Below are 12,665 nucleotides of genomic sequence, written 5' to 3'. Positions count from 1 at the left end.
ATGATGTGTGGTGTCGCTGGATCAGGAAAAACAACATTTGCTCAACGGCTAGAGCAGAGGGGCTTTGTACGTCTCTCCATAGATGAAGAAATGAAGAAATATGGTCTACAAATGGTCGATACGGAATTGATTATCCAGTTGAAATGTATGAGCAACTTAAAGTTGAAGCCGAGTTAAAGCTGTATAAGGAACTAGTAAATCTGTTAAAGGAAAAGCGCAATGTGGTTATTGATTTCAGTTTCTGGCAACGTAAGAAACGAAATGATTATAAGAAGCTAATTGAAGATGGAGGAGGAGAGTGGAAGCTTATTTATTTGAAAGTTCATCCTAGTGATTTACGTGAACGACTTCGCATTCGGAGCCAGAGATTCGATGCTAATGCTGCATTTACAATAACAGAAGAAATATTATCTTCCTTCCTCAAGGGTTTTGAAGTACCTACTGGTGAAGGGGAAATTATCATCGAGTAAAAGAATAATCAATGTGAACTAAGATGGGGATATACTGTACAATAAATGTCGCTCTCTCTTAGATTGGAGCTAGCTAAGGGAGAGCGACGTTTATATTATATGAAAATGAGGGTCTTATCAAGACTTTATTCATATAACAACGTATTTTCGAATTTTACATAATGATCTCTTGGTTATCAGACGAATAGTCGCACTAAACCTAATTTGAATGATCAAACCGAGAACCAATTAAGAAGAGATATTCTCGGTAAGACAAGGGGATTTGGCTGCAATACGGATTTGTTTGAGAATTTCCCTACAGAAGTTAAATGGTATAAAGCAGGTTTTCAGAAGGAAGACCTAAGCGAAGTAATGTATATCAATTATAGTTATTGGAATGAATTATCAAGTCGTATTAGACTTCCTATCCATGCATCCAAAAATATTATGAATCAAATTGAAGTTTATGGAGTTAATAACCAGGGATTTCTTGATATTTCTTTAGCAATCAAGAATGGCAGAGTATTTCCAAGACTCATATTTGTATCGATGAATGAGAACTCAAGAGTAGTTGTACTTGAAGGTCATGCCCGATTGACAGCTTATTTTATAAATAGTGAATATATACCTGGTGAAATAGAGGTATTCATTGGGTTCTCTGAGAAGTTTAATGAATGGGATCTATATTAAGAGTTTATGAGCGGCAGCGTAAAAACATAATTAAATCTGGAGGTTATCATGAGAGAAATAGATTACACACATTATTTTTGGCAAGATGATAAAGTTAGATTACGAGCAATACAGGATGAGGACTGGGAAGGTTGTTACAGAAGTAATTTTGATACTCCTGCTCGACTTTTATTAGAATGTGCGATTGAGTTACCGCCGACCATATTAGGGGCAAAAAAGTTCGTAGAAGAAAATGCTCACTTTTCTTCTACAAATGGACGAATCATGTTCACGATTGAAAACCTGGATGGCGATAGTATAGGCGGCATTAATTTAAACAGTATTGATGAGAGAAATGGGACATTTAGTATAGGTATTGTAATTGATAAGGAGCACCGAGCTAAGGGGTATGGCACAAGTGCTATGAAAATCCTACTAAAATATGCCTTCCTAGAACGAAGACTTAATAAGTTCAATGACTGTGTTCTTGAAGGAAATGAAGGTTCAGCGAAGATGATGAGAAAACTCGGTTGTGTGCAAGAAGGCGTTCGTCGCCAAGTAGTATATATAAACGGAAAGTATTTAGACTTTATCTTGTTTGGCTTAACGAAGGATGAATTTATTGAAAAGCAAATGGAAGATGGAGAATTATTATAAAGCTCATCAAGGTTGTTAAAACAATTTGTATGTTTCACAGTAGGCGCTGAGATCCTATAACAAAGGTTATATAGAGTCTGAAACAGGAAAGGATGGGAGAGAATGAAATTAGAGATTATAACGGTGCCCTCGTATTGGAAAACGGAAATGAAACAAAAATATATTCAACTTTATGAGAAAAACAGCAAGTTGGTTGTTCTGTTTCCCGGAAAAAACTATCCTTGTGATAAACCAAGTCTACATTTTGCTGGAACTTCCGCACTTCAAAGTGGTTTTGACTTAATGGTACTGGAGTATGGATATCAAGCTGCGAGAACGAATTTGGATGTTAATGATCTGCAAAGAGTAATAGATGAAAGCCGCGAATCGGTTCAACGAATCATTGGCAAGTATAAACAAGTTGTTTTTATTAGTAAGAGCTTAGGAACAATCGTGGCTGGAGAAGTTCATGGGAAACTTGGAATTCCTATAAAACATTTATTTTTGACACCAATTAAAGACACCATTCACTATATCAACAAGTTTAATGGACTTGTGGTTTATGGAACAGAAGATGAAGTGTTTAATAAGGAACTTGCAAACCAAATTAATATAGACAAAGTCAGAGAGGTCATTGAAATTCCTAATGCAAATCATGCTTTTGAGACCAATAAGGTTGAGGAAAGTATTGAGATATTAAGGAAGCTTGTAAGGATATATATGGAATTTCTAAATAAGTAATCGGGGCATCCCGAAAGATCTTTGATCTTTTGGGATGCCCCTTTAAAATTTACCCTCTACCAGCCTCAGTTGATATTTTGCATTTTCGCAGGCGATGGAGCCGTACCTGACTTTCGTTTGGCTAGATCCATCTTACGCTGCAGCATGCCGAGCACGATATCCGCAACGATTGCCAGCACCGCGGCTGGAATAGCCCCTGCAAAGATCCGAAGGGAGTTATTGCTGTTCAGTCCGGCATAGATTTCCCTTCCCAGCCCGCCTCCTCCTACGAGAGGGGCAATCGTTACCACACCGATGGCGATAACGGCCGCAATACGCAGGCCCGACATGATATACGTCAGCGCAAGCGGAAAACGCACTTTAACGAGCATTTGGAAGGGGCTCATCCCGATTCCTTTTCCAGATTCAAGATAGCTGGGATCCACCTGTTTTAACCCAACGTACGTATTCCGTGCGATTGGATTCAGTGAATACAGGAAGAGTCCCACCATGACCGTTGTCGTTCCGAGTCCCATCCATAACATGAGAACCACAAGCATGGCCAAGCTTGGTACCACCTGCAGGATGTTGGTGATAAACAAAATGACCTTGGCCGCCCATTTGCTCTTAGAGCAGAGGATGCCAAGCGGCACTCCGACGATGAATGCCAGGCCCAGACCGATAACGACCATCGTAATATGCTGGATGAAATACTCCCAGAGCAATCCCTGATTTCGCGATATATACGACAAAAAGTCGGCAAATGTTAAATGTTCACTTTCCATGCTTACCCTCCTTTAGCTTTTCAAGAGGCCCTGCTCTTTCAAATACGCGATTGCGACCTCCCGCTCGCTTTTCTTCTCAATGTCCACCTGATAATTAAGCGATATCATCGTATCTGCATCCAGATGGCCGATTAAAGGCGCTATCGTATCCTGAATTTCAGGATGCTTCTTCAAAAGGTCCGAACGCAATACCGGACTTGCATCATACGGAGGGAAGAATTGCTGGTCATCCTGAAGCGTCTGCAATTGGTAGGCTTTCAGCCGGGAATCCGTAGAATAGGCTAATACGATATCCACCTGCTCATTGGCTACCGCGCTGTATACCAGACTGATTTCCATGGGGAAGACCTGACCGAATTTGATGTCGTACGCTTTGGAGAATGCCGGATATCCATCCGTGCTTCTCTCCAGCCATGTTGTATCCACCCCGAGCTTCATGTTGTCCATGTCTTTTTTGACATCGGAGATTTTGGTATACCCGTTGGCTTCGGCAAGATCCTTTCTTACCGTGAACGCGTAGGTATTCTCAAAACCCAAAGGGTTCATCCAGGTGAACCCGAAGTGTTCCTGGAATCCATCCTGCGCTTCCTTCAAGACTTTATCGCGGTCTTTGGTGCCGCTGATCGGGAAATGGTTGTTGAAAATCTCACCGGTATATAGTGTCGCCATCTGAACGTCGTCTCGTTTCATCGCATTGATGACCAATGAACTTGAGGCCAAATCCGGGATAATATCCACCTTCAGATCCGTTTGGTCTTCAATCAATGCTTTATACATTTCGGCAATAATCTTGGTTTCGGTATAGGTTTGAGTCCCGATGGTCATGTCGCTTTGAATTCCGCATGCGGAGGTAAAAGCGATAAGTGCCAGCATGCAGACTAACATCGGCATCCTCTTCAGCTTTTTCAGTTTCATCACGCCTTCCTTGTTCCGTCCGGCCCGCTGTTTACGTTTGAGGTTACTCATATCGCAGCGTCCCGGGTCTGTGTCTGATGGTAGTGTTTGCTTAGCCAGCCCTCAAGCAGGCCAAGCAGACCGTCAGCTACAAGTGCCAGGAGAATAGCACCAATACCACCGATGAAGATCATCTCGGGCTTGTTGACACCAAGTCCAGATACAATAAGCTGGCCCAACCCGCCAGCACCAATCAGGGAAGCCAGTGTTGCCCAGCTGATGATGTAAACGGTCGTAATGCGGACACCGGACATGATGTAAGGAAGAGATAAAGGAAGCTGAATTCTTAAAATCGTTTGGGCGGTGCTGTATCCCATCCCCCTGGCCGAATTGAGCACGCCTTTATCCACGGAATGAAAACCGTCATAGGTATTCCGCAGGATGGGCATCAGGGAGTACAGAAACAGTGCCAGTATGGCCGGCTTCATGCCGATGCCGAGCAGCGGAATCAGAATTGCCAGAAGAGCCAGGCTCGGAACTGTCTGAAACAGGTTCGTAATGAAAAATACGATGCTGTTAATCCAGCCTACCCGGTTGTATACGAGCAGGATACCGATCGGTATGGCAACAACAGTCCCCAAAAGCACGGCAGAGAATGAGAGGACCAGATGCTCCTGCAATGCCCTTAGCATATCCGGATAACGATCCGTGATAAAACTCCAAAATGCGCTCATATCACTCATCCTCTCCGATCAGCACCGGAGGAACCATCGTAGGATAGACTTCGGCCAAATGTTTAACCACGCTGCCTCTTGTGATTAATCCGAGGAACCGGTTATTGCTGTCTACGACAGGGAGGTTGCTGAGCTGGTGGCTGTCCATGATCTCGATGGCCTGTGGAAGCGTGCTTCCCGATGCCACGGAAAAACGGATCGGATGCATAACGTCTGCCACGGTCTTGCCTTCCTCGCCGTATTGGTCGAGTACCCGGTAGATCGAAACCGCGCCTTGAAGCTGACGGTTACGGTCCACAATCAGCAGCGAATCGACGCGCTTCATTTCCATCATCTTGATGGCTTCGGCTAATCCCCGGCTCGGGAATGCCGTGACCGGATTCGTAATCATCACTTCATCCACAAGCGGAATTTCATAGGCGCTTTCATTTTCATTCTGCAGACGTTTGGAACCGATAAAGTCACGCACAAAATCGTTTGCGGGATGCCGTAAAATGCTGTCCGGTCTGCCTGTTTGAATTACTTCTCCATCTTTCATCAGAACGATGGTATCCGCAATTTTAATAGCTTCATCCATATCATGTGTAACAAAAATAATGGTTTTATTGAGCTCCTGTTGAAGCCGGATCAGCTCATCCTGAAGCTGCTCCCGGCTGATGGGATCCAGTGCGGAGAACGGCTCGTCCATCAGGATGATATCGGGTTCAGCTGCCAGCGCGCGCACTACGCCTACACGCTGCTGTTGCCCTCCGCTAAGCTCGGATGGATAGCGCGAACCATATATGGTGTGGTCCAGTCCGACCATGTCCAACAATTCATTTACTTTTTGATCTGTTTTGTCTTTATCCCACTTCTTTAGACGCGGAACCACGCCCGCGTTCTTGGAGATATTCATATGCGGAAATAAACCAACGCTTTGAATGACATAGCCGATATTGCGTCGAAGTTCAACCGGATTCAATCTCGAGATATCCTTACCGTCAATCAGAACTTTGCCCGAGGATGGCGTATTGAGCGCGTTGATCAGCTTCATGGTAGTCGATTTGCCGCAGCCGCTCGGTCCGATGAGGACGGTAATTTCCCCTTTTTTGAATTCCAGATTAATGTCTTTCAGCGCGTGAAAGCCATTATCGTAAACCTTGTTCACATGCTCCAGTACTATCATTCAATCGCCCCTTTGCAAGCAGTATCCATATTATAGGAGCATTTGGCATATCATCCATCGGGGACCCAAAAAAACTGTTGAGGGGGAAAGCGCGGTGCCAGAGATATGAGAAGGCTTCAGCCTTGTTATGTAGAAATGGAAAATAGCTAAGCAAGTTAGCATTAAAAGAAATCAAAATGGAATAGGAATAAGCGCATGATTAAGGGGTGGAGAAAGATCTAAGAGGGAAGCCCTGAGGGTACTAACAATTTAAGTTAAAAATCTTCGTTATGGATTTGACTTACATACCCAAAATTCCACCTTTATATGCAATGTAGCTTTCCAAACGGTGCAATCCCTTGTTACATCCATCCGAAGAAGTATTCCAAGCCTGTATGCCCCTGCTCGTATTCAGGAAAATATGCGTTCTCATACATGAATCCCTGTTATACCTGCGCGAATCAAGCAGCAATGTCATTGTTTCACTGCTTCCCTCGGCCCAAATGGATATATGCAAAATACGTAAGCAAGCAACGATTCCCTTAGAGTAGGACCGTATAACTGCTCATGCAATAATATGTTTAATTCTATTACCCAGTTAGCAATGGGCTGAAACGTGTATATCGAACGATATTGAATATGTGGTACCCTCGGGTCTAGAATCGTCGAAGGGTAGATAAAAGATTGACTAGTGAGGAGCGATAGTTGATTTGAGAAGGAATAGCATCCTATAACACAGTATTCAAACTATTGGACTACCACCGCTAGTTATTCAGATGTATAATAATGGAAGGTGTTACCTGAGATTTATATGAAACACCTGAAAATAGTAATAATAACAATTGATGCAAGGGACAATGGACCATAATTTAGTTTTTAGTTTAATAAGGGGGCTAATATCGTGGATTTTTTTTGGATGGTGGCGCTATCTCAAATAGTCTTTGTTGTATTAGTTTTACTGTTTATTGTAGCATTATTTCGATTTGTAAATAGAGTAATGCTACATACAAAAAATACGAAAAAAAGCTTAAGAAGAATAGAAGATAAAATTGATAGGTTAAATCAAGAATTTAATAAGACAAATGAATAAAACTAAAATAGGTAGCTCGTGAATACAAAAAGAATGTTATGCGAAATACAACAAATAATATATGGTAGGGGAACCTTTTGATGCCGTTAAATTATAAAAGGCCAAAAACATTAGAAAAGCTTGTTCAATTGGATCAGGAACTTCATCAACTACATGGGCAAACTGTCAATGATTATATAGGCTTTTATATTAGCTTTAATAATGATGATGACAGGTATGAATGTACGCCAGAGGACGCTGTAGTTTTTGGCAGAACAGGAGTTGGTGCGGACCACTTCGCTTTTTACACGTTTAATCAATCTCTAAAAGATTTAGAAGAGGCCCCGATTATTTTTATACAACCTATGTTTGAAAAAACAGTACATTTGGTTGCGAGAAACCTTAGGGATTTTCTAGCTTTATTCATCACCCTTAAGGAAATTTATGTTCTAGAACGTTTTGAATATTATAAGGGCCAATCAGATTTTATCAAGGATTATAACGAGAATTATTTGAAGGACATAGATTCACGAGAGAGTGAATTTCAATTTTTATTGAGGAATTAAGGTGGAATGTTGTTGAAGGAATTACTGAAATTAATGATGCATACGCATACATTACTGATTTAAGAAACAAATTTCAATTGACATAAAGAATAGCGATGCTTCTTAGTATTTCAATGATGCCCCTCCACTTCGCTTAAACCCTCGGTAAAGCTTGTATATAAGATAAGGGAGACGATTCGATGACTGCAAAGCCACAACTGGTATTAGATTTAGCTGGTGTATTAGTAAGCAATTTTTCATCTACATTTTGGCTCCAATTATCTAAGGGTACCGAAATCTCATTTCAAGACATCCGAGAACAATTTGATGAGATTCGAAAAGATCTATGGACTGGAAAGATCAAAGAAGATGACTTTTGGGAATGGATGAGTCTGAGAGTAAAGCAAATTGACAAAGAGCAAGCCAGAGCGTTATTAATTCAATCACTGGAACCGCTTCCTGGATTAAATTATTTGGCGGAGTGGAGTGAAATTGCAGATATCCACATCTTAAGTAACCATTGCAAGGAATGGTTGGAACCGATTTTAGAAAGAGTAGAACCACATACAAAGAGCATAACGATTTCAAATCAAGTAGGTTTAAGCAAACCTGATATACGAATTTATCAACATGTCAGCAAACAATTTGAAGATTTAGGCCAAACGGTTGTTTATATTGATGATCAGGAAAAGAACCTAAAGCCAGTTAACGAATTGGGATGGAAGACCCTGTTAGCAGATAAAGAGCATGAATGGATAGTAAAAGTTGAACAGATGATAGGAACGAGGGGGAGAACACTTGATTAGAAAAGAGATTCAATTAATTTTAGATAGCTTACCGGAAATAGAACTGCAAAAAATATATTGGCCTATTAAATTTATTCAAAAGGAATATTTATATAAAGAAAAATTAATTGACATGTAAAAGAAAGCATTTATTACGATCAATATAAGTGGCATATTTTAGTTATGAAATACAAGATTGTTTGAAAGAACATGAAGCAAGAAATGCTTTTAATTCTGAAAGTAAAGATGAGTTATATATTATGTACCAAAACTCTCCCAGAGTACTTCTATACAGTAATGCAAATGCAATAGTGGCGGAGGATTTCGATTCTCAACAAGATATCTATATTTTTGATAAAATCTTTACTTGGACGTATGTAAATACTCACGAAGACATGTGTGGTCCATATTTTTACAAAGTGAAATAATTTCGATGTGATATGAACCGTAAGAATATACATTTGGGAGGGATTCAGGAAGTGGATAGAAAACCATTATTCATTATTTCCGTCATCTTATGCTTACTAATTAGCGTAGGTTGTAGTAATAACCATGAAGTTACTTCTGAAGACATTGGTAAAATAAGTATAGAACTAAAAGAACAAAAAGAAGAATCCAATGGAACCATGTTCACACTAAAACTGCATAACAAATCTAGTCATATTATAGTACAAAATAATGTATATTTAAGTTTTCCCATAAAAACTGAAACCGGTGTTAAAGGGAATGATTTTAAGATCGAAGCTAGAAATAATAAACTCAATATTGGTCCGGAAGAAGAATTACTTCTTACCGTATTTGCTCCAAAAGAAATGTATGAAGGAAACCGAAATATTGACTTAGAAGATCCCCATATCGAGATTAAAGGTTTCTTTAATGAAGTAACTGAAAAAAATCAATTTAGCATGATTGGAGGGCATCGTACTATGGTTGGTTTTAATGGGGAGTGACTTATGATGAATCGAAACATTTTAATAATAATGAAATCTGTGGCCCACTAGGATATGATTCCGTTGGGGGGCGCTATGATATTTATAGAAAATCAATCAAGTACATAATCTAGGACGGATTTTTATTGATCCAAATTATCAGAATCAAGGAATCGGTAAAAAAGTAATGAAAGAAATTGAATCTGGTGGAGGCCCCATCATCGTCTATATGTTTTTTTGTTATTCTATTATTAAGGTAGTGAGCATGATTTTCGTTTCTAAGAGAAAAGAAAATATAGACATGTACTTAAGCTAACAGGTGCAATTAAGCTGTTACTAAGTGAATTTTAGGGAACTGTGAGGAAATGAAGATGACAAAGAAGCTGTATTACGAATCCGCTTATATCCGGGAGTGGGAGACACGAATCACACGGAAACTGGAGCGGGAGGATGGAACCTATCTGGTAATGGAGGAGACAGCCTTTTATCCGCACGGTGGAGGGCAGCCTTGTGACCTGGGGTGGATCGATAAAATTCCCATTCTTGATGTGGTTCAGGAGGAAGGCGAAATTCTGCATAAAGTTGAACGTTTGCCTGAGAAGGAAGAGGTTAGCTGCCGTTTGGATTGGGAGAGAAGATTCGACCATATGCAGCATCATAGCGGCCAGCATCTCCTGTCTGCCATGTGCCTGGAAGTATGCCAGGCGGAAACGCTCAGTTTTCACCTGGGCCAGGATTACGCTACGATTGATATCGCTCGATCTGACTTGTCTCAGGACCAACTGATGATGCTGGAACTGGAAGTTAACGATCAGGTTTACCTTAATCGAAAAGTAACGAATTATTTTGTGAGCCGGGAGCAGGCTGCTGCCTTGCCGCTGGTGAAGCAGCCAAAGGTAACCGATGATATCCGGATCGTAGAGATCGAAGGTATCGAATATAACGCTTGTGGGGGTACGCATGTCGCCGCAACAGGTGAGATCGGAATGATCAAACTGCTCAGAGCCGAGAAACAGAAAGGGCATTTGCGTATCTATTTTAAATGCGGTGATCGTGCATTGAATGAATTCAATGCTGGAATGGAGATTTTAAGCAGTCTATCAGTCAGGTTCAATACCTCTAAGGAAGAGATTCTGGACCGGATTGCAAAATGGGATCATGAACAGAAGTTGCTCCAGGCTGAATTGAACGCCGTGAAGGCTGAGAATGATGTTTACCTGGCAGGAAAGCTATTGGCAGACCGTCAGGGCAGCCTGATCCAACACGTTTTTGCAGATAAGCCGCTGAAGGATATGCAGAACCTGGCGGCAAAGCTCACCGAAGAAGCTGACGTTATCGTGCTCTTCGTGTCCAACGCAGACCATAAGGTTGTTCTCGCTCAAGGAGGGAAGAGCGGTCTCGCCTGCGGTGCGTTCTTTAAACAGTATCTGGCTGATTATCGCGGTAAAGGCGGAGGCAGCGACAAGCTGGCACAGGCTGGTTTTGCCACCGGGGAGGATGCCATGGCGTTTTACCATTTTGCGGCGCAGTCATTAAGTTAGCCTGAAGAGGAGTAAATGTCTATAAGTTGAAAGCATTCAAGCGGGTTTAGCAGCATGTTTTTAAACCAAAAAGCGTAGAACACACACTCTCAACATCACGCCTCAGCCTAAGATAAGTACTATCTAAGCTGGGGCGTTTCATTAATACACAGAATGGTATGTGGAAAGTTGCAGAGAAAGTTGGAATGTCCCCTGATTTTGACTACCAAATATCCTGGTATGGTTTATCCTGATGGCGCTGGTATAAGATCCAGTAGATGAGGGAGACGAAATATTCTAAGTCGTAATGAAGGAGTCATTAAATGAAGCTCATTTCTCAAACCTCAATAAATAATAGTGTAAGCATTCACTACCTTGATTCTCATCCTGATTCAGACTTTTCGTTAACCCCACTTCTTATATGTCCTGGTCTCTCCGAAACAGCAGAAGAGTATCAAGATTTACTTGAATACCTAATGACCAGAAGATGTATCGTATTATCTTTTCGAGGGAGAGGCCAAAGTGACACCCCGCGGACTGGTTATGATTTGAAAGACCATGTTGCAGATATCGAATCCGTAGTGAAAAGCACGGGGATAAACCAATTTCATTTTTACGCCTTCTCAAGAGGTGTGTCTTATGCTCTGGAATATACCAGATTACATCCTGAGCAGATTGGCAAATTGATTATCTTGGACTATCCGCCTGAACACAAAGCGATGCCCATGGATTGGCCTAAAGATTATATTGATAATTATTTAATACCCTTCAATCGTTTGTCTCATATCCGCCCGGAAGCGGTTAGAGGAATTCAACGTGAATCGGTACAAAGGTCCATAAAGTTTAGTTCTGAAAAGCCTGTACTTGTTATGAGAGGGCTATTGGAAGGCTCTTTGATATCTAATGAGGAATTGGAAGAATATAAAAAACAATTTTCTAACCTGCAAATAGCTGAATTAAAGAATAGCGGACATGACTTTCGAAGCACAGAAAGATCAAAGCTATATAAAATCATAAAAGAATTTGCAGAATAATCGGGGAAAGAACTACCGTATATTACACTCATCGCTGCCATTAGGCTGCTCGGTCTATTGGAGACATTTCGAAGGATCTGGTCAGCTGGATTCTTCGAACACTGCGTCACGGCCAGTTTCGTATTTAAAGTAATATAGAGGAAGTGATTGGTTTGGAATACCAGGCACCTAAACAATGTATTTCGGTTTCAGCTTTAGTCACTAATGATTGTGGTGAGGTATTGTTGCTTAGAACACATTGGCGTTCAGATACATGGGAAATGCCAGGTGGAAATGTTGAGTTAGGGGAACCCCTTGGATAAAGCAATTTGCAGAGAGTTTCTTGAGGAGACGGGTATCGTTATTAAGCCAATTGGTATAACCGGTGTTTATATGAATACAACCAAACAAGTTTTGTCTATATGTTTTAGAGCTCAATACATAAGTGGAGAAATTAGAATACAAGAAGACGAGATACTCGAAGCTAGATACATAAAAATTGATCAATCTAATATCGAGGAATACATAACGAGACCGCAGCAAAGATCTAGATTATTGGATGCGATGAATGCAGCATCTTTTGTGCCCTTTGAAGCTTGGGAAGCAAACCCGAATTATATGTTGTTACATAGGTTGGAAGGAGACATGAACAACAACAATGATTATTAACCGATCCCTCCAATTATTCAGTAGAATCATTGAGAACAAGATGAAAACCGAACGTGCGAAACCACCCACTACCTAAAGTGTTAAAACCAAAGGAGACAAATTAC

17 protein-coding genes and 2 pseudogenes are annotated in these 12,665 nt (G+C 41.0%); 15 read left to right on the top strand and 4 right to left on the bottom strand.

Features of this window, described 5'->3' with window-relative positions; genetic code table 11:
- The 5 genes from ACQKPA_RS03810 (at window position 1) to ACQKPA_RS03790 (ending at window position 2,495) form a co-directional block, all read left to right on the top strand.
- Window positions 1–177 carry an AAA family ATPase gene (locus ACQKPA_RS03810; protein WP_427489523.1) on the top strand — a complete coding sequence of 59 codons (177 nt, stop codon included), beginning with the start codon at window positions 1–3 and terminating at the stop codon, window positions 175–177.
- 44 nt (window positions 178–221) lie between these two features.
- Window positions 222–470, top strand: coding sequence for a hypothetical protein (locus ACQKPA_RS03805; RefSeq protein WP_427489521.1), 249 nt, complete (start codon window positions 222–224; stop codon window positions 468–470).
- Window positions 471–674: 204 nt separating this feature from the next.
- Window positions 675–1,139: a hypothetical protein gene (locus ACQKPA_RS03800; RefSeq protein ID WP_427489519.1), complete on the top strand. Its 465-nt coding sequence runs from the start codon at window positions 675–677 to the stop codon at window positions 1,137–1,139.
- Window positions 1,140–1,187: 48 nt separating this feature from the next.
- On the top strand, window positions 1,188–1,775 hold the full coding sequence (locus tag ACQKPA_RS03795; protein WP_427489517.1) for a GNAT family N-acetyltransferase: 588 nt from the start codon (window positions 1,188–1,190) through the stop codon (window positions 1,773–1,775).
- A gap of 102 nt (window positions 1,776–1,877) precedes the next feature.
- Window positions 1,878–2,495, top strand: coding sequence for an alpha/beta hydrolase (locus ACQKPA_RS03790; RefSeq protein ID WP_427489515.1), 618 nt, complete (start codon window positions 1,878–1,880; stop codon window positions 2,493–2,495).
- Window positions 2,496–2,560: 65 nt separating this feature from the next.
- Here the strand turns inward: ACQKPA_RS03790 and ACQKPA_RS03785 are convergent, their stop codons facing one another.
- The 4 genes from ACQKPA_RS03785 to ACQKPA_RS03770 are packed head-to-tail and all read right to left on the bottom strand — an operon-like array spanning window position 2,561 to window position 6,052.
- Window positions 2,561–3,259 carry an ABC transporter permease gene (locus ACQKPA_RS03785; protein ID WP_427489513.1) on the bottom strand — a complete coding sequence of 233 codons (699 nt, stop codon included), beginning with the start codon at window positions 3,257–3,259 and terminating at the stop codon, window positions 2,561–2,563.
- A gap of 12 nt (window positions 3,260–3,271) precedes the next feature.
- Window positions 3,272–4,225, bottom strand: a complete 954-nt coding sequence (locus ACQKPA_RS03780; RefSeq protein ID WP_427489511.1) for a glycine betaine ABC transporter substrate-binding protein — start codon at window positions 4,223–4,225, stop codon at window positions 3,272–3,274.
- Window positions 4,222–4,887, bottom strand: a complete 666-nt coding sequence (locus tag ACQKPA_RS03775) for an ABC transporter permease (RefSeq protein ID WP_427489509.1) — start codon at window positions 4,885–4,887, stop codon at window positions 4,222–4,224. The genes ACQKPA_RS03780 and ACQKPA_RS03775 overlap by 4 nt, the downstream gene beginning before the upstream one ends.
- Before the next feature lies 1 nt (window position 4,888).
- Window positions 4,889–6,052: an ABC transporter ATP-binding protein gene (locus ACQKPA_RS03770; protein WP_427489507.1), complete on the bottom strand. Its 1,164-nt coding sequence runs from the start codon at window positions 6,050–6,052 to the stop codon at window positions 4,889–4,891.
- An 880-nt stretch (window positions 6,053–6,932) separates the two neighbouring features.
- Between ACQKPA_RS03770 and ACQKPA_RS03765 the strand changes: the two genes are divergently transcribed.
- The 10 genes and pseudogenes from ACQKPA_RS03765 to ACQKPA_RS03720 all read left to right on the top strand — a co-directional run bounded on the left by ACQKPA_RS03765 (window position 6,933) and on the right by ACQKPA_RS03720 (window position 12,561).
- The gene (locus tag ACQKPA_RS03765; protein WP_427489505.1) at window positions 6,933–7,121 is read left to right on the top strand and encodes a hypothetical protein; all 189 of its coding nucleotides are present in this window, start codon (window positions 6,933–6,935) and stop codon (window positions 7,119–7,121) included.
- Between the two features lie 80 nt (window positions 7,122–7,201).
- Window positions 7,202–7,666 carry a hypothetical protein gene (locus ACQKPA_RS03760; protein WP_427489503.1) on the top strand — a complete coding sequence of 155 codons (465 nt, stop codon included), beginning with the start codon at window positions 7,202–7,204 and terminating at the stop codon, window positions 7,664–7,666.
- A 179-nt stretch (window positions 7,667–7,845) separates the two neighbouring features.
- A complete protein-coding gene (locus ACQKPA_RS03755) occupies window positions 7,846–8,451 on the top strand; it encodes an HAD family hydrolase (RefSeq protein ID WP_427489501.1) in 606 nt (201 codons plus the stop codon).
- Complete coding sequence (locus ACQKPA_RS03750; protein ID WP_427489499.1) at window positions 8,444–8,569, top strand: hypothetical protein; 126 nt, start codon at window positions 8,444–8,446, stop codon at window positions 8,567–8,569. Before ACQKPA_RS03755 ends, ACQKPA_RS03750 begins: the two co-directional genes overlap by 8 nt.
- Before the next feature lie 28 nt (window positions 8,570–8,597).
- Window positions 8,598–8,858 (top strand): DUF4275 family protein, encoded by a 261-nt coding sequence (locus ACQKPA_RS03745; RefSeq protein WP_427489497.1) that lies wholly within the window; start codon window positions 8,598–8,600, stop codon window positions 8,856–8,858.
- Between the two features lie 51 nt (window positions 8,859–8,909).
- On the top strand, window positions 8,910–9,380 hold the full coding sequence (locus ACQKPA_RS03740) for a hypothetical protein (protein WP_427489495.1): 471 nt from the start codon (window positions 8,910–8,912) through the stop codon (window positions 9,378–9,380).
- A gap of 5 nt (window positions 9,381–9,385) precedes the next feature.
- Window positions 9,386–9,561 (top strand): annotated as a pseudogene (locus ACQKPA_RS03735) (GNAT family N-acetyltransferase); the annotation flags it as partial.
- Between the two features lie 169 nt (window positions 9,562–9,730).
- The gene (locus ACQKPA_RS03730; protein WP_427489493.1) at window positions 9,731–10,900 is read left to right on the top strand and encodes an alanyl-tRNA editing protein; all 1,170 of its coding nucleotides are present in this window, start codon (window positions 9,731–9,733) and stop codon (window positions 10,898–10,900) included.
- 302 nt (window positions 10,901–11,202) lie between these two features.
- On the top strand, window positions 11,203–11,913 hold the full coding sequence (locus tag ACQKPA_RS03725; protein WP_427489491.1) for an alpha/beta fold hydrolase: 711 nt from the start codon (window positions 11,203–11,205) through the stop codon (window positions 11,911–11,913).
- 152 nt (window positions 11,914–12,065) lie between these two features.
- Window positions 12,066–12,561: pseudogene (locus ACQKPA_RS03720) on the top strand (NUDIX hydrolase).
- Window positions 12,562–12,665: the final 104 nt, after the last annotated feature.

The organism is Paenibacillus sp. NPDC093718, assembly GCF_050279985.1.
GTDB lineage: Bacteria > Bacillota > Bacilli > Paenibacillales > Paenibacillaceae > Paenibacillus_AQ.
This window is presented reverse-complemented; position numbering and strand designations above follow the sequence as displayed.

Excerpts from the sequence above, each read along its gene's own strand:
- ACQKPA_RS03755 (WP_427489501.1), top strand. The coding sequence starts at position 7,846 with ATGACTGCAAAGCCACAACTGGTATTAGATTTAGCTGGTGTATTAGTA.
- ACQKPA_RS03770 (WP_427489507.1), bottom strand. The coding sequence starts at position 6,052 with ATGATAGTACTGGAGCATGTGAACAAGGTTTACGATAATGGCTTTCAC.
- ACQKPA_RS03730 (WP_427489493.1), top strand. The coding sequence starts at position 9,731 with ATGACAAAGAAGCTGTATTACGAATCCGCTTATATCCGGGAGTGGGAG.
- ACQKPA_RS03790 (WP_427489515.1), top strand. The coding sequence starts at position 1,878 with ATGAAATTAGAGATTATAACGGTGCCCTCGTATTGGAAAACGGAAATG.
- ACQKPA_RS03785 (WP_427489513.1), bottom strand. The coding sequence starts at position 3,259 with ATGGAAAGTGAACATTTAACATTTGCCGACTTTTTGTCGTATATATCG.
- ACQKPA_RS03810 (WP_427489523.1), top strand. The coding sequence starts at position 1 with ATGATGTGTGGTGTCGCTGGATCAGGAAAAACAACATTTGCTCAACGG.
- ACQKPA_RS03775 (WP_427489509.1), bottom strand. The coding sequence starts at position 4,887 with ATGAGCGCATTTTGGAGTTTTATCACGGATCGTTATCCGGATATGCTA.
- ACQKPA_RS03795 (WP_427489517.1), top strand. The coding sequence starts at position 1,188 with ATGAGAGAAATAGATTACACACATTATTTTTGGCAAGATGATAAAGTT.
- ACQKPA_RS03725 (WP_427489491.1), top strand. The coding sequence starts at position 11,203 with ATGAAGCTCATTTCTCAAACCTCAATAAATAATAGTGTAAGCATTCAC.
- ACQKPA_RS03780 (WP_427489511.1), bottom strand. The coding sequence starts at position 4,225 with ATGAGTAACCTCAAACGTAAACAGCGGGCCGGACGGAACAAGGAAGGC.
- ACQKPA_RS03760 (WP_427489503.1), top strand. The coding sequence starts at position 7,202 with ATGCCGTTAAATTATAAAAGGCCAAAAACATTAGAAAAGCTTGTTCAA.